Source organism: Campylobacter showae, from assembly GCF_900573985.1.
GTDB classification, from domain to species: domain Bacteria; phylum Campylobacterota; class Campylobacteria; order Campylobacterales; family Campylobacteraceae; genus Campylobacter_A; species Campylobacter_A showae_E.
Genome location: NZ_UWOK01000001.1, coordinates 1494042 through 1516981, shown reverse-complemented (window position 1 = coordinate 1516981; position 22940 = coordinate 1494042). Strand labels below are relative to the sequence as shown.

Here is a 22940-nt window from a genome sequence, read left to right as displayed (position 1 = left end):
CCGCCCGGGTCAAATTTACCAAAACCGCTCAAATTTAGCGACTATTCTCCGCTTAGCTCCTCGGCTACCTGCGCGGCGAGCTTTAGCTTTTCGCTATCAAAATGCGTGTAAATTCGCGAAGTATTTAGGCTCGCGTGCCCAAGCGCTTCTTGCACTAAAACCAGGTCTTTTTGCTTTTTGTAAAGCATCGTGGCAAAGGTATGGCGCAGCATGTGAGCGCCGTTTTTTTCCTTACGGATGCCTGCTTTAAAGAGTATCTGCTCGACGATGCGGCTCACGTAGGCCTGCGTTAGGCGCGTGCCTTTTTTATTGATAAAAAGATAGCCTTCTTTATTTATATAGTTTATCGCGATCGCGTCCAGATGGGCTTCGATAAGGCGACGCTTGATCATCACGACGCGGTATTTGTTGCCTTTGCCGCGGATTCTTATGACGTAGAGTTCGCCGTCCTCAGTTATATCTTTGCGCTTTAGATTTAGCGCCTCGCTCACGCGGATGCCGGTAAAAATGATAATTTTGATGATGAGCTTGTTGCGGTTGGCATTGCTTTTAAACTCCGCGTTTTCGATCGCTTCCAAAAATCTCTTGACCTCATCCTCGCTCATAAACTCAGGCAGCTTTTGCCCGCGCGCTCCGCCCACGCCGCCCCAGTTTTTCAGCTCGATGTCAAAGACGTGCGCCTTGCCGTCCTCTTCGTTTTGCTTATCCAAAAATGCGAAAAAATTTATCGCGCTTATGCGGTAGTTTTTCTTGCTCGCATCGCTAAGCCCGCCCGTGACGCTAGCTAGCACCTCGCTTAGCAGCTCCTCATCGATCTGCTTTAGGCTCTCCAGCTCGTAAAATTTGAGCGTATCGTAAATTTTTTTAAGCGGATTAAAATATGTATTTATACCCGTTAGCCCAGCGTTTCTAGCCGATTTTACGAGGCCGTCTAGCTGGTCGATATTTTTTATCTCGCGGCTAAGGGCGAAATTTACGCTTGCCAGCGCCTTTGGGTCGCGAAGCTCTTTGTTTGATAGCGAGCTAAGCTTAAATTTGACGTAACGAGTCAGCCAAAATATAAACGAGTTTTCAAAACTATCCTTGCAATCAAGCGCGTATTTCAAGATACTTTCCTTAAATTTATAAAAATCTGAAAAGCATTATAACCAAACGCTTCTAAAAAATAAATTTTTGGGTAATCTGAAAAACACTTTTAATCAAAATATTAATATTATCATTTAAGTTAAGTTATGATAAAGTTACGAAACCATTTTGATTCAAAGGAGAAAAAATGCAATCAACGCTAGGTTCGCGTCGTAGCTTTATTGCTGCGGCGGGTGTTTTTATCGCCTCTACTGCGCTTAGGGCCGCTCCGAATAAATTTGAAAAAACCAAAGGTCCGCGCTACGGCATGGTCATCGACCTCACGCGCTGCGTCGGCTGCCAGTCGTGCACGATGAACTGCGCCATGGAAAACAACGTCCAAGCAGGCGCCTTTAGGACGATCGTTTCGGAGTACGAAGCTAGCGACAAAGACGGCAACCACGCCGTTATCGCATCGCTGCCGCGCCTTTGCAATCACTGCGAAAATCCAGCCTGTATCGACGTTTGTCCGACGGGAGCGAGCCACCAAAGAAGCAACGGCATCGTCAAAGTAAATAGCGCCGAGTGTATCGGTTGCGCGCTTTGCGCCGAGGCCTGTCCGTATCACGCCAGATACCTCAGCATGCAGACCTATAAAGTCGATAAATGCACCTTTTGCGATCACAGACTGCGCGAGGGATTGCTGCCTGCGTGCGTGGAGACCTGCGTGGGCGGAAGCCGCATAATAGGCGATCTAAACGACGAAAACTCAAATATCAGGAAATTTTTAGCCGCTCACGAGACGATGGTGCTAGATAGTCCGAAAAATACGCATCCGCAGGTTTTTTACTACGGCGTGAGCGAAATTTTGGCTAAGAACGACAAGGAACTGGCGGCTAAAAAAGGATACAAACAAGCGATCAGCTGGAGCGAAGAGATCGCGCTGTAAGGAGAAAATAATGCAAAGACGAGAATTTCTAAAAAACGCGGCGATGATCTCGGCCGTGGGCGCGACCGCTGCGGTAGCGGATGACGCGGGAAAAATAAAAGACGACTACAAGCCGCAGGGCAGCTCGCTTCAGCCCGAATTTAGCGTAAAAGACGGCAAAATTTCGATGAACGACGGGCATAGCGTGATATTTTCTATGTGTCACGGCTGCGTGGCAAAGTGCGGACTGCGGCTACACGTGGACGAAAAAGCAGACCGCGTGCTAAGATGCACGGGCAACCCCTATCACCCGCTATCAAACGTGCACTGGGCGAGCTTTGATACCTCGATAAACGACGCGTTGCTAGCAACAACGGCTAGCGGCGAGGACGATCGGCGCGCCACGGTATGCGCTAGAGGCGCGGCACTGCCCGAGATGATAGCTTCGCCTATTAGGATTTTATCGCCGCTTAAGCGAGTAGGCAAAAGAGGCGAGGGCAAGTGGAAAAAGATCAGCTTCGAACAGCTCATAGAAGAGGTAGTCGAGGGCGGTGATCTTTTCGGCGAGGGGCACGTGGATGGGCTTAGAGCCATACACTCAGACGAGCTCATCGACGAGGCAAATCCCGAATACGGCACCAAACGCAACCAGCTTTTGAGCTTTTATCTCTACGACGGACGCTCGGATATCGTCGATCGCTTTATCAAAAAATCTTTCGGCACTATAAATCACTATTCGCACGGCGGTATCTGCGGTGGCGGTTTTAGAGTCGGCGGCAAGATCGCGCACAACGCAAAGGGCTTTGCTCACACTAAGCCCGACTACGAAAACTCCAAATTTACCATCTACTGGGGCACCTCGCCCGCAAACGGCGGAAATCCGTTCCAAAAGCAAGCCAAAATGGTCGCCCACGCAAGAAGTACAAACAATGACTTCAGCTATGCGGTGGTAGATCCGACGCTAACAAACGCCGTCAAATTCGCCGCCTCCGATAAAGGCCGCTGGATCGGTATAAAACCCGGCACCGACACTGCGCTTGCTATGGCGATGATACGCTGGATCATAGAAAACGAAAAATACGCGGCAAACTACCTCATGCAGCCAAATTTAGAGCAAGCAAAGCTAGCAGGCGAGATACACTGGTGCAACGCCACCCACCTAGTCATAACGCAAAAAGGCCACCCAGACTACGGCAAATTTGCGCTCGTGGGCGACGAGTGGCAGGTCTGCTCTCAAAGCGGCAAAATCCAAAGCTACAAGATAAACGAGCCGGCTAAGCTCTACTACAAGGGCAAAATTTTGCTTAACGGCAAAAAAGTCGAGGTCAAAAGCTCGATGCAGCTGCTAAAAGAATCAGCCTACAAACACAGCCTAAAAGAGTACTCTAAAATTTGCGGCGTAAGCGTGGAGGATATCCTCTGGCTATGCGAAAATTTCACCAAAAACGGCAGGCAGGTCAGCACCAACGTCCACGGCGGCATGATGCACACGCAAGCGGCGATGAGCACGTACGCGATATTTTGTCTAAACACGCTCATGGGCACCTACGGCTACAAGGGCGGCAGCGTAAACGCAAGCGCAGGTACTCATGAGTTTTTAAAGGGTAGATACGATCTAGAGAGCTTCGAGGGCGCATACAAGCCAAACGGGCTAAATTTATCCCGCTCGGGCAAGTATTACGAAACGAGCTCGGAGTTTAAGCGCAAAGTCGCGGCAGGCGGCAGCGGCTATCCGGCACAGCAGCCGTGGTATCCTATCTCGATGCCGTTAGTAAACGAGACTCTCACCAGCCACGCCGCGGGCTATCCGTACAAAGTAAAAGCGTTTATAAACTACATGACAAACGTTATGTACGGGCAGGCAGGGCTCGAGGTCGCGGTGCTTGACGCACTAAAAGATAGCAAAAATTTACCGCTTTTCATCGGTATCGACGCCTTTATGAACGAGACTAACGCCTACGCCGACTACATCGTACCAGACGGGGTAAATCTCGAAAACTGGGCGCTTCCAAACTCGCTTTGGGGCACGATCGCTAAAACCTCGGTCGTGCGCTATCCGGCCGTCGCCGCTAAACAAGACCGCGCCGCAGACGGCACGGTGATCGACGCGGAGGCCTTTTATATCGCGGTGGCAAAGAGGCTCGGACTAAAAGGCTTTGGCAAGGGCGCCTTTAAGGACAAAGACGGAAAGCCGATGGATCTGGATACGAAAGAGCAGTATTACGCCGCGGCGCTGGCAAATTTGGCCTTTGACGGAGCGGGTGTGAAGGACATCGACAAAGAGGACTTGAAGCTCAGCAAAATTTCAAAAACCATGAAAAAGCTAGAGCCGTTTTTAAAAGACGAGGAAAAAGCAAAAGTCGCGCACGTGCTGGCAAAGGGCGGTAGATTTGACGATTACGAGAGTGCGTATGCGGGCGATAAAATGACGGTAAAAGTATCCGCCGCCACGCCTGCTGCGATCTACTACGAGCCGCTTGGCGGACACAGGCACTCTATCACGGGCGAGTACATGCCTGGCACTCCTAGCCTCGCTCTGCCTGTGGCTAGCGACGGCACGCCGCTAGAAAAGTTTTTCCCAAAATCAGAGTGGAAATACCTCGTAAGCTCGAGAAAATCAAACATCCAGCACTACTATACGATAGTTAGTCCAAAGCTGCGGGCCATACATCCGAAAAATTTTGTCAGGATCGCCGAGGATATCGCGAGCGAGCAGGGTATCAAGACGGGCGACAAGGTCAAGATCACGACGCCGTACGGCTCGCAAACAGGCGAGGCCTTCGTAACAAACGGCGTCGCTAGCGGCGTCATCAGCCTCGAGCACGGTTTTGGGCACGATGAGTTTGGCGCTAGAGTGCATTTTATCGACGGCAAACCGGCCTTTTGGCTAGAAAATGCGGAAAAAGGAGTAAATCACAACAAACTTGGCCTACTAGATCCGAAGCGAAAGGGCAAATTTAGCCTAAACGACTGGCTGGTTGGCACCTGCGCTAGACAAGCGCTACCTGCAAATATCCGTAAAATCGGCTAAATTTAACGCGGCGACCCTGGCCTAGCCTGGTCGCCGTAAATTTGACGTTTCGGCGGTAAATTTAAAGTAGCGTAAAATTGTCGCGGACGGCGTAAAATTTGCAGTATTTATAAGACAATCCGCGCAAATTTGACGGCAAATTTACCGATAAATATCTAGGCTCAAATTTAGCTCGTCGATGACACTAAGCATCTGCCTGACGTATCTTTGCTCGCGGCGAGCCTCGGCGATGTCTAGTTTATCAAAAAGCCGCCCCTCAAAAAAATTTCTCCTGCTAAAGCAAAATAGATAAAATTTGTTATCCATAAAGGCCGCACTCGGCGATTTTAGCGTGTTTTTGTAGGCTTTTAGCATATTTAGCTTGCCCATAAACGAAGGCGTGAGCAGATATCTCGCCTCCACCTTATCCGTCGTAAAAACTCTAAAATTTTCGTTAAATTTGACGTCGTCGAGTAGCTCTTTTTCGCCTAAAAATTTAGTATTAAAATCCTTGCTAACGGCGACCGTTTTGCCGTTAAATTTCTTGTTAAACTCGCACTTTAGCACGCTATCTTTGAAATCCGAATACTTATCAAACGCGTACTTTAGTAGGACGAACGCGGCGACGTATTTGTTATTTACGCGCGGGTATTCGCGCTCATGACTGATCACTTCACACAGGCTAAATTTAATGCCGTTATATACGCCGCGTACGCTATCTTCGCTATAAAATGTGCTCGGTCTATAAATCCCCGCCGCGTTAAATTCGCTCTGCGAGATGCCGCCGTGAGCGCTATACATAAAGCTCTCGTCTATCTCGCCGATAAGCGCGCGAACGAAAACTTCTTTGTAAAATTCGTTGTATTCATCCTGCGCTTTGCCGATACTTTTTAGCTTTGCGGGCACCCAAAATAGCAAGCCGAAAAACAATATAAGCAAAACCAAAGCCGCCCCGCTGCCTAGATCAAAGACCTTAAGCCCTGCGAAAAACAGTGCAAAAATGCCGATGCTAAGGGCGATAAGAGTGGGCGATCCCGCCGCTGCGGCTCGGCACTCTTTTTGTTTTTTTACGGTTAATAAAAATGCTTGCGAAAGGGTCATTTGGTCGCTTTTGATTAAATTTTACGTAAATTTTGACCGAGCGCGGCTTAAAATAAAGTAAATTTAGGCAGATAAATTTGAGCGAGGACTTTTTAAATTCTGCGGGTTTGGAGTCAAATTTGACTCGGCGTAAATTTGAAATTTGCCGCCGTTTTTAATCGTAAATTTAAGATCAAATTTGACAGAGCCCCAGAAGCGACTCGTCAAATTTGCAGGCCACAAAGCTCGCTAAATCAAAGCGGTTTTTGCGGCAAACGCGCCGAAAAAAACTCAAATTCAAGCGGTCAAATTTATAGATTTTCTATCACCCTTTTTGTTTCCAGCGCGATTTCTAGCTCCTCGTTAGTAGGCACGACGAGAGTTTTTACCGCTGCGTCAGGGGCGCTTAGATCGCGTATACCGCCGCTTGCGGCGAAATTTAGCTCGTGATCGATCCTGATACCAATGTGCGTGAGATCGTTGCAGATTTTCTCGCGGCTATACGGGGCGTTTTCGCCGATACCGCCGGTAAAAACTACCGCATCCACTCGGCCCAAAACCGCGTAATACGCGCCGATATATTTTTTTATGCGGTAACAAAACATCTCAAAGGCTAGGTGCGCGCGCTCGTCGCCGCCTTGCATCTTAACAACCACTTCGCGCATGTCGTTTGAGCCGCAGATGCCTAGCAGTCCGCTTTTTTTGTTTAAAAACGCGTCTATGCCATCAGCCGTGAGCTCGCCTAAATTTAAAAGATATGTAAGCACCGCAGGATCCATGTCGCCGCTTCTAGTGCCCATTATCAGGCCTTCTAGCGGACTTAAACCCATCGAGGTATCGACGCTTTTGCCGCCTTGCACGGCGCAGGCAGAGGCTCCGTTGCCAAGATGTAGCGAGACGGCGTTAAATTTCTCGTACGGTACGCCCAGATACTCGGCGGCTTTTTTAGTCACGTAGTGGTGCGAAGTGCCGTGAAAGCCGTATCTGCGGATATGTAGTCTTTTGCAAAGATCAAACGGCAGAGCGTAGCGGTAGGCGTACTCGGGGATAGTTTGATGAAACACGGTATCAAAAACGACGACGTGAGGTACCTTTTTACCGCCTCCATTTTTGTCCGTTTCTTGCATAGCATTTCTTATGCCCGCTAGGTGGCCCGGGTTGTGAAGGGGCGCTAGGACGGAGTTTTGCTCGATTTTGGCGATCACGTCAGGCGTAACTAGAGCCGAGTCGCTAAAGCTCTCGCCGCCGTGCACGATGCGGTGTCCGATGCCGTCTAGCTCGCTAAAATCATGCAGGATATTTGAGCTAACAAACAGCCGCCTCATCGCCTCAAGCCCCTCGTGGTGGTCCTTTAGCAGAGCGCGCTCCTCGTAAATTTTATCCGTGCTAACGTCTTTTAGCTTGGCGTAGGAGCTTGCTTCGCCGATCTTTTCGACTAGGCCGCTAGCGATGACGCGGTTATCTGCCATATCAAAAAGCTGAAATTTAACCGACGAGCTACCTGAGTTTAAAACCAAAATTTTCACTATTTTTCTCCTTCGTTTGCGGCTTGTATCGCGCTGATTAGGACCGTATTTACGACGTCGCCCACGCCGCATCCGCGACTTAGGTCGTTTACCGGTTTTTTTAGACCTTGCAGTACGGGTCCGACGGCGACGCAGTTTGCGCTTCTTTGCGCGATTTTATAGCCGATATTGCCAGCGTTTAAATTTGGAAATACAAAAACGTTCGCGCGACCTGCTACGTCGCTGTTTGGTAGCTTTTTGCGAGCTACTGCGGGGTCTACGGCCGCATCGTACTGCACGGGAGCTTCGATTTTTAGGGTGGGAGCTAGACTATGCGCTATCTCGCCCGCGCTCCTAACCAGATCGATATCCGCGCCGCTGCCGCTATCTCCGCTAGAGTAGCTTAGCATCGCCACCCGCGGTTCCAGTCCGAACGCACGCGCCGTTTCCGCCGAGGCTATGGCGATTTGCGCTAGTTGCTGGGCATCCGGGTTTGGATTTATCGCGCAGTCGGCGTAGATCAGGATCTCCTCGTCAAAGCACATTATAAACGAGCTTGAAACTAGCGGGCTATTTGGGAGCGTTTTGATGATCTGAAGTGCCGGGCGGATAGTGTGCGCCGTGGTCGTGTTTGCGCCGCTTACCATGGTGTCTGCCAGCCCTTCTTGCACTAGCATCGTGGCAAAGTATGTCCTATCTCGCACGAGTTCACGAGCTTGCTCCAGGCTCACGCCCTTGCTTTTGCGAGCTTCAAAAAGCGCGGCGGTTAGGCGCTGCGCGTACTCGTTTTTTTCTAAATTTATAAATCTCGCGCCGCTTAAATTTACGCCTAGTTTTTCCGCTTCAAATTTGACTTCGTTTTCGTCGCCCAAAAGGATCAAGTTTACCGCGCCGCTTTTTAGTAAAATTTCGCTCGCTCTTAGTATCCGCTCGTCTTCGCTTTCTGGCAAAACGACGGTTTTTTTATCTTTTGTGGCGAGTTTAAATAGCGAGTTTTCAAAGCGCAAAGGCGTGATGATATCTTGCTTTGCGTTTAAAATTTCATCCAAATTTGCGCTTATGATTAGCTTTGAGTTTCGCGTAAAAAAGCTCAAATTTTCGCTGCAAAAAACCGGAACGTTTAAATTTCTAGCGATCTGTAAATTTAGCTCTATTTCGCCGATATTTGCGATACTTTTTGCAGGTTTAACGAGTACGAAATCAGCGCTCTGGGCTAGTCGGTCAAATTCATTTATCGCGCTTTTAAAAAACTCACGCTCGCTGCCGTTTTCAAAGACTTTTTTGGCATTTTCGAGTCCGTAAAAATCATTGATGGGGTCAAAAACGGCTACATTTTCAAATTTTGTTGATATAATTTCGTAAATTTCTTGAAAATTCGCGCCAAGCGCAAGGATAGAATCGGCCATAATTTTCCTTTTGGAACTTGATTTGCTTATTTTATCGTAAAATTTTCACTTTAAGGTAAAACGTGAGAAAAAATATTTACTTTTGCGCCCTTGCAGCAGCGTTTTTGAGCGGGTGCTTGCCTAGCGCCGATCCTCGCATAGATATGAAGCCGCCCGTTTACGTCGAGCAGCTTCCCGCCAAACAGGTCAATAACCAACCAAACGCGGGCAGTCTTTTCGGTCGCGGCGACAACCCGCTTTTTGCCGACCGCAAGGCGATGAACGTAAACGATATCGTAACCGTCGTCATCAGCGAGCGTGCCAACCAAAGCTCCAGCGGCAAGCACGACACGAGTAAAAACAGCACGATAAGCCTTGGCGGAGGGATATTTACCGCAGGCTCCGCGCCGCTATCGACGCTGGCTACTCAGCTAAACAAAGCCGGCGATATTGGCTTTAGCGCGGGTACGAAAAACGAATTTACGGGTGCGGGATCTAGCGTGCGTGCAGAGGCCTTTACGACTACGATCTCAGCGCGCATCATCAAGGTGCTAGAAAACGGCAACTACTTTATCGAGGGTTCGCGCGAGCTGCTCATAAACGGCGAAAAGCAGATTATGCAGCTTAGCGGCGTGATCCGCCCGTACGACATCTCAAACGCCAACGAGATCGACTCCCGCTACATCGCAGACGCCAAGATCCTATATAAAACCGAAGGCGACGTGGATAGGGCGACAAGGAAGCCGTGGGGGACGAAGCTTATGGAGGCGATCTGGCCCTTTTAAGCTTTTTTATGCTTAGCTAGATGGCTTGTCTTTTGAGCGCTTTTTGCGGATTTTGTTAAAATTTGACTCGATAGGCTACATGCCTTATCTTCGTCAAATTTTAACTTCAAAACCCCAAAAATCATCTCAAAATACTTCGCCTTATCTTTATTCTATTCAAATTTGAAGTCAAATTTGTAAATTTAACTTTAAATTTTTACCCACCGAGACCCGCACTCTAAAAACTCAAATTTAAAATTTGAGTTGCGATAGCGTTAAATTTAAACCTGCACGCAGTGCAGCAACCTCTCACGTCGTAGGGGTTGGGGGATTGTTGAGGGGGAAGGGAGCGACTTCGTAATTCAAGCCCCTTCCCCCTTAACAAAGAAGTAAAATGTAAATTTGACAATTAAATTTTAGCATCTTAAAGATACGGGTCTCGGCGCATCAAATTTAAAAACATATCCAAATTTGACTCCTTCTAAATTTCGCTCGCAAATTTACTCAAATTTAAGCCCTTTTAAAGCCGAGTCCAAATTCTAAGCCCGATTTTACGCGTTTTTAAACCTTAAAGCTGTATAATCGGGGTCAAATTTATCAAAAGGCGATACAGATGATAAAAGGTATTTCTGGCTCGCGCATGGTGATGGAAGCCTTGCGCGAGGAGGACGTAGAGACGGTTTTTGGTTACCCGGGCGGCGCGGCGCTAAACATCTACGACGAGACGTATAAGCAGAGTTATTTTAGGCACGTTTTGACGCGTCACGAGCAAGCCGCCGTGCACGCCGCAGACGGCTACGCACGTGCTAGCGGCAAGGTCGGAGTGGCGTTTGTAACGAGCGGCCCCGGCTTTACAAACGCAGTAACTGGTCTAGCCACCGCATACTCGGATAGTATTCCGCTTATATTAATCAGCGGCCAGGTTCCGACCTCGCTTATCGGTACGGACGCCTTTCAGGAGATCGACGCCGTGGGTATCTCTCGCCCGTGTGTGAAGCACAACTACCTCGTGCGCAGTATCGAGGAGCTACCGCGCATCCTAAAAGAGGCCTTTTATATCGCTCGCTCTGGACGTCCCGGCCCCGTTCACGTCGATATCCCAAAGGATATAACCGCGGCCGTCGGGGATTTTGATTACCCGACCGAGATAAAGATGCCGACGTACAAACCGACCTACAAAGGCAACGCAAAGCAAATCAAAAAGGCGCTTGAAGTCATAGCCGAGGCCAAACGCCCGCTACTTTATCTAGGAGGAGGCGTCGTAGCGGCGAACGCTAGCGATCTCGTGCGTAAATTTAGCGCAAAGACGGGCATCCCGGCGGTCGAAACGCTGATGGGGCTTGGCGTCCTAGCGCATGAGGATAAAAATCTACTCTCGATGGTCGGCATGCACGGTAGCTATGCGGCAAATATGGCTATGAGCGAGACCGATCTCATCATCGCGCTTGGCGTGCGATTTGACGACCGCGTGACGGGCAAACTAAGCGAATTTGCCAAACACGCCAAAATCATCCACGTCGATATCGACCCTAGCTCGATCTCAAAGATCGTAAACGCGCACTTCCCGATCGTAGGCGATCTAAACTGCGTCCTAGAAGAGATGGTGGAAAAAGTAAGCGTAAACGAGCAAAATTTGACCGCGTGGCGCGAGATATTAGCCAGGTACGACGCGCTAAATCCGCTGGATTACAAAGATAGCGACGAGATCATAAAACCGCAATGGGTCGTGCGCGAAACGGCTAAAATTTTAAAAGAATCAGGCAAAGACGCCGTGATCGCCACCGACGTCGGCCAGCATCAGATGTGGGTCGCGCAGTTTTATCCGTTTGATAGGCCGCGTCAGCTGATAACTAGCGGAGGTCAGGGAACTATGGGCTTTGGTTTGCCAGCAGCCCTCGGAGCAAAAAATGCGATGCCGGGAAGCACGGTCGTAAATTTCACCGGCGACGGCTCGATCCTCATGAACATCCAAGAGCTGATGACCGCCACCGAGATCGGCAAACCAGTCATCAACATCATCTTAAATAACAATTTCCTAGGCATGGTGCGCCAGTGGCAGACTTTTTTCTACGGCGAGCGCTACTCCTCGACCGACCTTAGCTTGCAACCTGATTTTGCAAAGATCGCGGAGGGCTTTGGCGGAACGGGCTTCGTGTGCCGCACGAAGGACGAGTTTCGCTCAGCGCTAAAAGAGGCGATGGCCTGCGGTAAAACGGCGGTGCTAGACGTGCGCGTGGATAGATTTGAGGACGTACTGCCGATGGTTCCTGCGGGTGCGGCGATATACAACATGATCTTAAAAAGCAAGGAATAAAAATGAGCATAAGAAGAGTGATTTCAGTCATCGTGCTAAACGAGCACGGCGTTTTATCGCGCATTTCCGGGCTTTTTGCTGGGCGCGGATACAACATCGACACGCTCACGGTTGCACCGATCCCGGGCACCGAGCTTTCTCGTATCAGCATCGTCACCAGCGGCGACGAGCGCGTGCTCGAGCAGATCGTAAAGCAGCTACACAAGCTAATACCGACCTACAAAGTCATCGAAAGCGGCGAATTCGTCGAAAAAGAAATGGCGCTGGTAAAAATCCCGTTAAGCGAAAATTTCGGCGGGCTAGACGCGATATTAAAAGCCTACAACGGTATCGTAGCCAACACCAACGAGAACTACATCGTCGTCATGGTCAGCGACGACGCGAGCAGGATAGAAAATTTCCTCAAAGCTATCAAAAAATTTAACCCAACAGACGTCGTGCGCGGCGGCTCTGTACTAATGGATCTATGATGAAACTAAGCGAAATTTATAAAATTTTAGGACTGGAATTTAGCGGCGAGGAGCTAGAGATCACGGCTCTAAATTCGCTCTCAAAAGCTGGAGCTAGCGAGCTTGGCTACTGCGATAGCGAGAAAAACGCTAAATTTATCGAAGGCTCAAAGGCGGGCGCGATTTTAGTCGCGTCAAATTTAAAAGAGCTCGTCGGTGCGCAAAGTAGGGCGGTAGTGGTAGAAAACCCGCACCTTGCCTTTGCTATTTTGAGCGAATATTTTGCCAGAGAGCTTCTAGCCTCCCAGCCGCAGCCTGCTCAAATTTCGCCAAGCGCAAAGATAATGCCAAACGTCTATGTGGGCTCTGGCGCCGTGATCGGCGATAATACCCTCGTGATGGCAGGCGCCTACGTCGGCGATAACGTAAAAATCGGCGCAAACTGCGTCATCCACCCAAACGTCGTCATCTATAACGACACAGTTATCGGTAACGGCTGCCGCATCAACGCAAACGCCGTCATCGGCAGCGACGGCTTTGGATACGCACACACGAAAACGGGCGAACACGTGAAAATTTACCACAACGGCAACGTCGTTTTAGAGGACTTCGTCGAGATCGGCGCATGCACGACGATAGACCGCGGCGTGTTTGAAAGCACGGTCGTAAAAGCGTACGCCAAGATCGACAATCTTGTGCAAATCGGCCACAACTGCGAGATAGGCTACGGTTCGATACTAGTCTCTCAGGTAGGGCTAGCAGGCTCGACGAGGCTAGGACGCAACGTCGTGATGGGCGGACAAAGCGGCTCGGCGGGGCACTTAAAAGTCGGCGACTTTGCCCAGATAGCAGCGCGCGGTGGCGTGTCAAAGGATATCGCTGGCGGTAAAAAATATGCAGGCGCATATCCGATAATGGAGCTGGCCGACTTTTTCAAACTGCAAGCTAAGATCGCTAGGTTTTTTAAAAAGAATTAGATGAAAAAATATCTTATTATTTTTGGTATTTTTGGAATAGGTTTTTACGTAGGTACATTGACGGCCTATATTTTAAAAGACGACATAAATAGCGAATTCTTAGGTCAGGTTGGAGATTTTTTAGGAGGTTTTTTAAACCCGCTATTTGCTCTTTTATCCTTTATAGCCCTTTTGATTACTATAGTTTTTCAATCCGAAGAATTAAAAAATTCAAGAGAGGAATTAAAACTAACAAGAGAAGAGCTGGCAAAAAGCGCCGAAGCACAAGAGAAATCAGCTCAAATTTTTGAACAACAAAGATTTGAAAATACATTCTTTTCTTTGTTGGAAACGATTAATTTATGCATAAGAGAGTTTAAACAGAATAATAAATATTATCTTGAACTTAAAAATTTGAGCAAAAACACAAATAATGAATTTATGTGTGTTATGGAGTTTTCTAGAACTGCAATATTAGTTTACCAAGTTCTCAAATTTATAGATAGTTACGAGAACAGCAAAGATAGAATTAATGCCAATAAATATAGCGCTATACTTAGATCTTGTTTGGATACGGATATTTTACAACTGCTGGCAATAAATTGTTATAATGATGAGATTGAAGACATGTATAAATTTAGAGTCTTGATGAATAAATATGCAATTTTGGAGCATATGAAATTAACGACATCCAGCAAGATGAATCAATATATGGCGGTAGATTCCAAGGATTTCTTACTGAAAGTCGTCCATGAATATATGAAAAATGGATATAAAGATATTTTTGGGAAAAATCAATATATTAAAAACATAAATTTTTAATTCTTAGTTTTTTATTCAAAAAATAAAATTTAAAAATAAATCTTGGCCAATTTTTATATAGATTTTGTTCTTATGATCTGCAAATTTAAAACGACTAAATTTTAACCAAGAGAGTTTGAGGAAAGTTAAATTTAGCGGCGCAAAAAACTAAATTTGACGCCGCAAAACCAGCTCACCGCGTCAAATTTGAGTCAAATTTATGCTATTTTTTATAGCTTTTTACAAATTCGCCGATACGCTCGATACCTTTTTTGATACTATCTAGATCGGTCGCAAAAGATAGCCTAAAGTATCCATCCATACCAAATCCCACGCCCGGCACCACGGCAACCTTAGCTTTTTCTAGCAGCTCTTTGCAAAATTTCATACTATCAGGCTCAACCTCGGAGCAGTTGATGAAAAGATAAAACGCGCCGTCGGGCTTAAGCACGCTAAGTCCTGGTATAGCGTTTATCATCTCAACGCCTAGATCGCGGCGCTTTTTAAACTCGCCCTTCATATACGTGATATCCTCGTCGGCTTTGCCGAGTAGCGCAGGGATGGCGCCGGCTTGCGTTAGGGAGTTTATGTTGCTCGTGCTTTGGCTTTGTAGCTTGTTTACCGCGGCGTTTAGCTCTTTAAACGGGCTAGCCATGTAGCCAAATCTCCAACCCGGCATCGCGCCGCACTTGCTTAGGCCGTTTATCGTGATCGTGCGGTTAAACATATCCTCGCTCACCGCCGCAGTCGCGACGAATTCGCCCTCGTAGTTTAGCTTTTCGTACATTTCGTCGCTAGCTACGATGATTTTCGTGCCTTTTAGCACTTCGCCCAGCGCCTCCAGCTCTTTGCGGCTATATATCGCGCCCGTCGGGTTGCAAGGGCTGTTTAATACTAAAATTTTAGTTCTAGGAGTGATCGCCGCTTTTAGCTGCTCGGGAGTGATTTTAAAGCCGGTCTTTTCGCTAGTTTCGATAAAAACTGGATTACCGCCGCTAAATTTGACCATCTCCGGGTAGCTCACCCAGTACGGACTCGGCACGATGACCTCGTCGCCCTCGTCGATTAGCGCCTGAAATACGTTAAAAAGCGAGTGCTTGGCACCGACGTTGGTGATGATTTGATTAGGCGCGTAGTTTAGGTTGTTGTCGCGCTTTAGCTTTGCGGCGACCGCCTCTCTCACCTCGGGCGTACCCGCTACGGCTGTGTATTTGCCGCAGCCTTTATCTAGGGCGGATTTTACTTCATTTTTGATGATCTCGGGCGTGTCAAAGTCCGGTTCGCCCGCGCCAAAACTGATTACGTCCTCGCCGCGGGCTTTCATCTCTTTTGCCTTGGTGCTGATTTCGATGGTTAGGCTCTCGCCTAGTACCTGAACTCTTTTTGATAGCATTTTTACTCCTTTTTGTAAATTTAAGATATAGTTTTTAGATAGCCATTATCGTTTAAAAACAGATACATTTCGCCTAAAATTTGCTTGCGCTGCGAGTCGGTTACGAGTTTTGACTTTTCGATGCGCTCGTTTAGGATATCCTGGATCTCGTAGATGTCATAGTCCAGATCCTCCATGATATCAAGTATGGACTGGCTTTCTAGCAGGTGCGAAACCTTAAATCCCTCTGCGTCTATCTCGATAGTAGCTTCGGTCGGGTGAGTGAAGAGGTTGTGTTTCATGCCCAGCACCTCTTGATACGCTCCGACTAGGAAAAATCCTAAAAAGTACTCCTCTTGCTCCACGTCTACGTCGTGCAAAAACAGAGGATTTTCCTCGTCGTCAAAGCCTATTTCGCCGTCACTATCGCAGGTGATATCCCACAGCGACGCCGAGCGGGTAGGGCGCACGTCTAGGCGGTCAAGTGGCATGATAGGGAAATTTTGCTTTAACCCCCAAAAATCAGGCAACGACTGAAATAGCGAGAAGTTCACAAGATAGCGCTCTTGCGCCTCCTCTTGCAGCTTTAAAAGCTCGGCATTGTGCTGTTTGGTGCCAAGGATTTTAGCCGCTTTTTTGATGATTAGGTGGGTTAAAATTTCAGCGTTCGAGCGATCTTGCAAATCGACGTAACCCAGATCAAAAAGAGTCAAAATGCTCTCCATATGATCGATGCTGTCGTGCAGATACTCTATCGCGTTTGACGGTTTTATCGTGCTTAGCAGATCGTTTAGTTCGGTGATTAGCTGAGGATTTTTCTTTTTTAGTACGAGTTTTTCCTCGGTGTAGTCTTGACTAAAGAGCTCCAAAACGGGCGCGACCAGCACGGCGTGCGAAGCCGAGACGAAGCGGCCGCTCTCGATAAAGATATCAGGCTCCACCTCGTTTCGCTGCGTAGCCATCGTCTTTAGTAGATAGACCACGTCGTTGGCATATTCGCTAAGCGTATAGTTTCGGCTTGAGTTTTCCTTAAACTGCGAGTACTCTATGGCTAGACCGCCGCCTAAATTTATGGCTTTTAGGTTTTTCGCGCCCATTTTACGCAGCTCGGCGTAGATGTTTCCAGCTTCGATGAGTGCCTTTTTTAGCGGGTGGATTTCGGTGATTTGCGAACCGATGTGAAAGTGGATCATGTTAAATCGATCGAGCAAATTTGCCTCTTTTAGCAAATTTACCGCTTCGATTAGCTCGGTCGCCGTTAGGCCAAATTTGGAGTTTATGCCGCCGCTTTTAGCCCAGATACCAGATCCGCTGCTATGTAGCCTTATGCGCAGGCCGATGTTTGGCTTTGGCGCAAAACGCTCTTTTGCGATGGCGATGATGGCCTCAAGCTCGTTTAGTCCCTCGATCGTTAGCGTGATGTTGTGCCCCATCTCGGCCGCGATAAAGCCGATGTTTATCATCTCTTTATCCTTAAAGCCGTTTACGGTGATCGGCGCGCCTTCGTTATTATACGCCATCACCAGAAGCAGCTCGGCCTTTGAGCCCGCCTCTAGCCCGTAGCCGTACTTTTGGCCGTGACGAACTAGATTTTTTACAAAGCCCGGATATTGATTTACTTTTAGCGGATAAACGGCGTTAAAGCTGCCTTTGTAGCCAAATTCGTTTTTCGCGCTCTCGAAGCTTTTGTAAATTTGCGAAATTTGCTTGTGTATGAGGTGTGGGAAACGCAGCAATAGCGGGCCTCGGTAGCCTTCGCTCCTGATGCTTTTTACGATATCGATGATGGCGGGTTTTGAGCCGGTATTGACGCAAATTTTACCGTTTTCGACAATAAAGTTATTATTTCCCCATAAATTTAAACCGTAATCATACATTTAAAATCCTTTTAAGTTCCGCCTCTAGATCCGCCAAATCAAGCGTTTTTTCGGCTTTCTCGCTCAGATCTTTTAGCCAAATTTTACCCGATTTTAGCTCGTCCTCGCCGACGCAAAGGCAGATCCTAGCGTTTGCGTTATCCGCGGCGTTTAGGTGTTTTTGTAGCTTTTTAGGCTCGTAGCTAACGAGAACTGGAAGGTTTTTTCTTAAATTTATCGCTATTTTATAGACCGCATCCACGCCATCGGCATCCATCGCGCCGATATATACGCCGCCTCTTGCGCTTTGGCTCTCGCGGCCGCCTAGGATTTCCATTATGCGCTCGATACCCATCGCAAAGCCAACGCCGTAGCTAGCCTTGCCGCCTAAGTACTCGACCAGCCTGTCGTAGCGTCCGCCGCCCGCGACCGCGCTTTGCGCGCCGATCTCGTTTGAAACGAACTCAAACGCAGTTTTGCAGTAATAATCAAGCCCGCGCACGAGTTTTGGATCTATCTCAAATTCCACGCCGTTGCCGTTTAAAATTTCTTGCAGCTTTTTAAACTCGCCCGCGCATTCGTCGTTTAGGCTACCGATTATCAGCGGCGCACTTTCATAGATTTTTTGACAACTCTCGACCTTGCAGTCTAGCACGCGGATAGGATTTGTTAGCTTTCTGCGCTTGCAGTCCTCGCAAATTTGCCCCTCGTGCGCGTCTAAAAATTTAACCAGCTTTTGCCTGTATGCGCCCATACTAGCGGCGTCTCCGAGCGAATTTATAAGCAGCTTGGTTTTTATACCCAGGCGAGAGAAAATCTCGTTTATCATCAAAATAACGCTCGCGTCCTCATAAACGCTAGGCTCGCCGAAGCACTCGCAGCCAAACTGATGAAACTCGCGCAAGCGTCCTTTTTGCGGGCGTTCATAGCGAAACATCGAACCGTGATAAAAGTACCGTCTCACGCCGCCCGCGCGGTCAAATTTAGCCTCGATAAAGGCGCGCACGACTCCAGCCGTCCCCTCCGGACGCAGGCAAACGTCGTTACCGCCCTTATCCTCAAACTGATACATCTCCTTGCCCACGATGTCGCTGCTCTCCCCGACGCTGCGGCGAAAAAGCGCCGTCTGCTCCAAGTGCGGAGCCAGCACGAACTCGTATCCGTAGTTTTTCGCGACCTCTTCGCAGATTTTGATTATCCTCTCGTAAAGTCCCGACTGGGGCGGCAAAACGTCCTTCATCCCCCTTAATGCGCTAATCATTTATAAACTCCTTTATCAAATTCGTTATTTTTTCTTCGTCCCAGGCGGCGCCTATTGTGACGTAGCGGACGCCTAGTTTTTGCAAAATTTCCTCCATCGCGTCCTGCACTCTTAGTAGATACGCAAATCCTCTAGCCTCTATGCCGTCCATCTGCGCGCGCGAGCCTAATCGCGATCTTAGCGTGCTTTCGTCCGCCTTAAAAAATACTATTTTTTGCGGAAAATTTCCTTGCAGGGCAAATTTATTTAAGCTTAAAAGCTCTTCAAAGCTAAAATTTCCGCCCGCTAGAGCGTAAGCCATACCCGAAACAAAACCCCTGTCGCTTAAAATCATTTTATCCGAATTGGGTTTTATTATCTTACCCGAATGCTCGGCTCTGTCGGCCAAAAATAGCAAAATTTCAGCCCTTTTATCCAGGTCGTTTTCCTTTAGTAAAATCTCGCGCAAATTTTCGCCAAGCTTCGTGCCGCCTGGTTCTTTGGTCACGATCGCTTGCGGGAAAGCAGCCGCCAGCCGCGCTATCTGCGTGCTTTTGCCCGCACCGTCGATACCTTCAAATAAAATATACAAATTTAGCCTTTCAAAGTTTCTAAAATTTCGCCCGGAACTAACTTGCTGACGTCGCCGTCGTGGCTAAGAACGGAGCGCACGATCGAGCTTGAGATAAAGGCGTTTTGCAGGCTCGGCATCAGATAAACGGTCTCAAGCTCCTCCCAAAGCACGGCGTTTGCGTAGCCGATTTGCAGCTCATACTCAAAGTCGCTAACCGCGCGAAGCCCGCGGATCACGACGTTTACGCCGCAGCTTTTGGCAAAATCAACGAGCAGGTTATCAAAGCCCACGACCTCGACGTTTTTTAGATCTGTCGTTGAGATTTTTGCCATCTCTACGCGTCTAGCCAAGCTAAAATATGGCTGCTTGCTCTCGCTTGCCGCAACCGCGACGATGACTTTATCGAAAATTTTGGCCGCGCGCTTGATGACGTCCAGATGGCCGTTCGTGACGGGATCAAAGGTGCCGGGATAGATACAAGCTTTCATTTTTTGCCTTTAAATTTTAAAGGATGATTTTACTATTTTATGCCTAAAACAGGACTTTATCTTGCGAATGGCGCAGCTGTTTTTAGCTCCATCTTTTGTAAATTTGATGCTCGAGTCCGAGCAGATCAAGCCACTTGCCGATGATAAAATTTTCCATATCCTCAAGGCTATTTTGAGCCGAATAATATCCCAAAACCGGCGGCGCAATAACGGCGCCAAGAGCGGAAAGCTTGGCCGCGTGCTCGAGCGCCAGCGTAGAAAATGGCATCTCTCTAACGCCCAAAACTAGCCTCTTTCGCTCTTTTAGCGCGACTGCGGCGGCGCGAGTTATCAGCGTGTCGGCAAAGCCCGCGTGGATTTTAGCTAACGTGTTGATAGAGCAGGGCGCAACGATAATAGCATCTATGCCAAACGATCCCGAACTCGGAGCCGCGGCGAGATCGGAGTCGTCGTGGATAACGGCACATTTTTGCAAATCTTGCCAAATTTGATAAATCTCATCTTTTTGAGCGCTGTTTTTATCAAATTTGCTTTTGTTTTGAAATTTACCGCCCTCAAATTTGCAAATTTGACCGTTTGCGTCGTCAAGAGCGCAGCTATCCAAAGCGTCAAATTTTAAAACATTATCGCCCAAATCTTGCGCGCTATCAGCAATTTTATCGTTTTGATTTTGCGATCTTTCGTCTCCGCCTACAAAATCTAGCTCGCCTTGAGCGGAGCTAAAATTTACGCTTTTTTCGTCTTTGTTTCGGCACGCCTGCGAGTCGTTTTCTCTATTTTGCGCCGAAATTTGAAAATTTAGGTCCGCAATGTTTTTGTCGCCGTGATTTTCGTCAAATTTAGCCGCCGCGTCGTTTTTATAAAGAATATCCGTCAAATTTAGCTCTTTTTCCAGTACGTTCATCGCGTTTTTGCTCACGCACAGATGCAACTCGCTTCTTTTTGCTATCTCGCTAGCAAGCTTAAGTCCCAAATTTACGCCGCTTGCGCCGCTAATGCCTAGAAAAATTTTCATCTTATCATCACCTGTTTTTTTGAAACGATTTGAGCGTTGAAGACCTTTTTATCGTTGTTTTTGACCTTGATGGTCTCGCCTAGATTGCCGTTTTCTAGTGCCGTGACCTCGACGATGATACTGAGCGCCCCATCGCTAAGCACGGCGTTAACGCGCTCGCCTTTTTTGATTAGTGGCAATGGCGTAAACTGCCGCAGCCGTAGCACTTCGCCGCTTTTTATGTTTTGCTTTGTCGCTAGCCTTGCGTTTGGCGCCTCGCTCATCATATCGGGGCCAAACTCGCCAAGCTCGACCCAGTCTTTTGCAAAGTCGTCTATACCTAGCATCTGGCGCGTCGCGAGTGGCTTAGTAGCCCGCAAAACAGGCATTTTTGCGCTAATCTCGTATCTAAAAAATACGCTTGGCTGCGAGCCGTTTGGCGTGATAAAACTAGCTCTAAAGCTACCTTTTGGATTGATTTTGTTTACGTAAATTTTGTCAAATTTGTATTCGTGGAAATTTTTAGGAAGTTCGTTTTGAGGCTCGATAAGCGGAAATTTGACGAATTGTAGCCCCTTAAACTCGCCCGTAACCTCTTGTAAAAAGGCGCGCTGCACGAGAGCTAACGCGTCGCAGTTTTTGACAAATATCGTCTCTCCGCCGCTTTTATCCTCAAGCTCTACGCCGCGCTTTTTTAAAATCTCTGCTAAATCTCGCGAATTTATTTTTGCGGCTTTGTTCTCGCCTAAATTTAAAATCTCGTCGTTTTTACCCGCAAAACCCAAGTCCGCAAGCGTTATTTTGCTGTTTGAAACGCAATACATCGGCCAAAGCGCTAAATCTGACGAAAATAAAAAAATAGGAAAAAATAGTAAGAAAAAAATGGAGCGGGAAACGAGATTCGAACTCGCGACCCCAACCTTGGCAAGGTTGTGCTCTACCCCTGAGCTATTCCCGCACCGTTTGAGAAGTCGCAATTTTAGCAAAAACGTTTTCATTTGTCAAGAAAATTTCAAAATTTTTACGATTTCGCCCGCTTTTAGCTCGTCAAGACCCTCGTTTGTTACTAAAACGGCGTTACTTTTGATGAGCGGAGTTATCATGCCCGAGCCAAATTTATTATTATCCGTCACGCTAAATTTGCCCTCGAAAAAGCTACCGAGCACGATATTTTGGCGTCCAGATTTTATTTTTACGTCTTGGTTTAAAACGGCGTTAAATTTTTCAAGTCGCGCGCCCTTTAAAAAAGGAACGACTAGTAAAAAGCACATCAAAAATGCCGCCATCGGATTTCCCGGCAGGATAAAAACGATTTTTTTACCTTTTATAAAGGCTTTGCTCGGTCGTCCTGGTCGGATATTTACTCCGTCAAAAAGCTCGCTAAAGCCCAAATTTAAAAGCGCCGTTTTCATAAAATCAGCCTCGCCCTTGCTCGCTCCGCCGCTTGTTATTATGACGTCAAATTCAGCCGCCTCAAGCGCGCGAGTAGTGCTTTCTAGGTCGTCTTTGATGATGCCAGCATACGAGCTAGCAAAGCCGAAACTTTGAAGCAGTGATGAGATGCCTGCGCCGTTTGCGTTGTAGATTTGCTCCTCGCTCGCATTTTGCCACGGCTCGACCACTTCGTCGCCGCTTGAAAATATACCGATCTTTAGCTCGCGCTCTACGCAGACGCAATAAATGCCCTGAGCGGCTAGCATCATCACCTTTACAGGCGTTAAAATTTCGCCTTTTTTTAGCAAAATTTCGCCCGCTTTGACCTCTTCGCCTTTGTATCTTAGGGCGTTAAATTTTTTGACTTTACTTTGCGGCGAGAGCTTGCCATCCTGCAAAACCGCATCCTCAAAAGGCACGACCGTGTCGGCATTTGTCGGTATTTTTGCGCCGGTCATTATCTTTACACATTCGCCTTTTTTTAGCGCTATATCGGCCTCGTCGCCAGCTAGCACGGTTGCCGCGACGTTTAACGGCTCATCAAAATCATCAAATTTAAGCGCGTATCCGTCCATCGCGGCATTATCAAAGGAGGGCAAATTTTTAACGGCAACTACGTCCTGGGCTAAAACTTTACCCGTCGCGCGCTCAAGGCTAGCAAACTCGCCGCAGCCGTCAAATTTGGCTTTTTCTAGGATTAAATTTTGAGCAAGCTCTAGCGTCAT

20 protein-coding genes and 1 tRNA gene are annotated in these 22940 nt (G+C 47.8%); 7 read left to right on the top strand and 14 right to left on the bottom strand.

Going from position 1 to position 22940, the window contains the following annotated elements:
- Nucleotides 1-41 precede the first annotated feature (41 nt).
- A complete protein-coding gene (locus EE116_RS07680) occupies nt 42-1106 on the bottom strand; it encodes a tyrosine-type recombinase/integrase (RefSeq protein ID WP_122873904.1) in 1065 nt (354 codons plus the stop codon).
- Nucleotides 1107-1273: 167 nt separating this feature from the next.
- Here EE116_RS07680 and EE116_RS07675 point away from each other — a divergent pair, with 167 nt between their 5' ends.
- Together EE116_RS07675 and EE116_RS07670 are read left to right on the top strand one after the other, a co-directional pair.
- A complete protein-coding gene (locus EE116_RS07675; RefSeq protein WP_122873903.1) occupies nt 1274-2014 on the top strand; it encodes a 4Fe-4S dicluster domain-containing protein in 741 nt (246 codons plus the stop codon).
- 10 nt (nt 2015-2024) lie between these two features.
- Nucleotides 2025-5024, top strand: coding sequence for a molybdopterin-dependent oxidoreductase (locus EE116_RS07670; RefSeq protein WP_122873902.1), 3000 nt, complete (start codon nt 2025-2027; stop codon nt 5022-5024).
- Nucleotides 5025-5165: 141 nt separating this feature from the next.
- Here the strand turns inward: EE116_RS07670 and EE116_RS07665 are convergent, their stop codons facing one another.
- The 4 genes from EE116_RS07665 to pta form a co-directional block, all read right to left on the bottom strand.
- Nucleotides 5166-6104: a DUF3137 domain-containing protein gene (locus EE116_RS07665; protein ID WP_241091661.1), complete on the bottom strand. Its 939-nt coding sequence runs from the start codon at nt 6102-6104 to the stop codon at nt 5166-5168.
- 63 nt (nt 6105-6167) lie between these two features.
- Nucleotides 6168-6311: a hypothetical protein gene (locus tag EE116_RS12470; protein ID WP_163028045.1), complete on the bottom strand. Its 144-nt coding sequence runs from the start codon at nt 6309-6311 to the stop codon at nt 6168-6170.
- Nucleotides 6312-6394: 83 nt separating this feature from the next.
- Nucleotides 6395-7609, bottom strand: coding sequence for an acetate kinase (locus tag EE116_RS07660; RefSeq protein ID WP_122873901.1), 1215 nt, complete (start codon nt 7607-7609; stop codon nt 6395-6397).
- Nucleotides 7609-8994: a phosphate acetyltransferase gene (gene pta, locus EE116_RS07655; protein ID WP_122873900.1), complete on the bottom strand. Its 1386-nt coding sequence runs from the start codon at nt 8992-8994 to the stop codon at nt 7609-7611. Before pta ends, EE116_RS07660 begins: the two co-directional genes overlap by 1 nt.
- Nucleotides 8995-9056: 62 nt before the next feature.
- On the opposite strand from pta, the gene flgH reads away from it, so the two are divergent.
- From flgH to EE116_RS07630, 5 genes are all read left to right on the top strand, one after another.
- On the top strand, nt 9057-9758 hold the full coding sequence (flgH, locus tag EE116_RS07650; protein ID WP_122873899.1) for a flagellar basal body L-ring protein FlgH: 702 nt from the start codon (nt 9057-9059) through the stop codon (nt 9756-9758).
- 595 nt (nt 9759-10353) lie between these two features.
- Complete coding sequence (locus EE116_RS07645; protein WP_206159264.1) at nt 10354-12051, top strand: acetolactate synthase large subunit; 1698 nt, start codon at nt 10354-10356, stop codon at nt 12049-12051.
- 8 nt (nt 12052-12059) lie between these two features.
- A complete protein-coding gene (gene ilvN, locus EE116_RS07640) occupies nt 12060-12521 on the top strand; it encodes an acetolactate synthase small subunit (protein WP_163026421.1) in 462 nt (153 codons plus the stop codon).
- Nucleotides 12521-13477 (top strand): UDP-3-O-(3-hydroxymyristoyl)glucosamine N-acyltransferase, encoded by a 957-nt coding sequence (gene lpxD / locus EE116_RS07635; RefSeq protein ID WP_122873897.1) that lies wholly within the window; start codon nt 12521-12523, stop codon nt 13475-13477. The genes ilvN and lpxD overlap by 1 nt, the downstream gene beginning before the upstream one ends.
- A complete protein-coding gene (locus tag EE116_RS07630) occupies nt 13478-14278 on the top strand; it encodes a putative phage abortive infection protein (protein WP_122873896.1) in 801 nt (266 codons plus the stop codon).
- Nucleotides 14279-14480: 202 nt separating this feature from the next.
- Here EE116_RS07630 and EE116_RS07625 read toward each other — a convergent pair whose 3' ends face one another.
- From EE116_RS07625 to EE116_RS07585, 9 genes are all read right to left on the bottom strand, one after another.
- Nucleotides 14481-15650 carry a pyridoxal phosphate-dependent aminotransferase gene (locus EE116_RS07625; RefSeq protein WP_122873895.1) on the bottom strand — a complete coding sequence of 390 codons (1170 nt, stop codon included), beginning with the start codon at nt 15648-15650 and terminating at the stop codon, nt 14481-14483.
- A gap of 20 nt (nt 15651-15670) precedes the next feature.
- Nucleotides 15671-17506, bottom strand: coding sequence for a biosynthetic arginine decarboxylase (gene speA / locus EE116_RS07620; protein WP_122873894.1), 1836 nt, complete (start codon nt 17504-17506; stop codon nt 15671-15673).
- A complete protein-coding gene (gene hisS / locus EE116_RS07615) occupies nt 17499-18746 on the bottom strand; it encodes a histidine--tRNA ligase (protein ID WP_122873893.1) in 1248 nt (415 codons plus the stop codon). Before hisS ends, speA begins: the two co-directional genes overlap by 8 nt.
- On the bottom strand, nt 18739-19317 hold the full coding sequence (gene tmk, locus EE116_RS07610) for a dTMP kinase (RefSeq protein WP_122873892.1): 579 nt from the start codon (nt 19315-19317) through the stop codon (nt 18739-18741). Before tmk ends, hisS begins: the two co-directional genes overlap by 8 nt.
- 2 nt (nt 19318-19319) lie before the next feature.
- Nucleotides 19320-19787 carry a pantetheine-phosphate adenylyltransferase gene (gene coaD, locus EE116_RS07605; RefSeq protein ID WP_122873891.1) on the bottom strand — a complete coding sequence of 156 codons (468 nt, stop codon included), beginning with the start codon at nt 19785-19787 and terminating at the stop codon, nt 19320-19322.
- An 82-nt stretch (nt 19788-19869) separates the two neighbouring features.
- Nucleotides 19870-20802 carry a UbiX family flavin prenyltransferase gene (locus tag EE116_RS07600; RefSeq protein WP_122873890.1) on the bottom strand — a complete coding sequence of 311 codons (933 nt, stop codon included), beginning with the start codon at nt 20800-20802 and terminating at the stop codon, nt 19870-19872.
- On the bottom strand, nt 20799-21605 hold the full coding sequence (flgA, locus tag EE116_RS07595) for a flagellar basal body P-ring formation chaperone FlgA (RefSeq protein ID WP_122873889.1): 807 nt from the start codon (nt 21603-21605) through the stop codon (nt 20799-20801). Before flgA ends, EE116_RS07600 begins: the two co-directional genes overlap by 4 nt.
- 59 nt (nt 21606-21664) lie before the next feature.
- A tRNA-Gly gene (locus tag EE116_RS07590) sits at nt 21665-21739 on the bottom strand.
- A 43-nt stretch (nt 21740-21782) separates the two neighbouring features.
- Nucleotides 21783-22940 (bottom strand): molybdopterin molybdotransferase MoeA, encoded by a 1158-nt coding sequence (locus EE116_RS07585; protein ID WP_122873888.1) that lies wholly within the window; start codon nt 22938-22940, stop codon nt 21783-21785.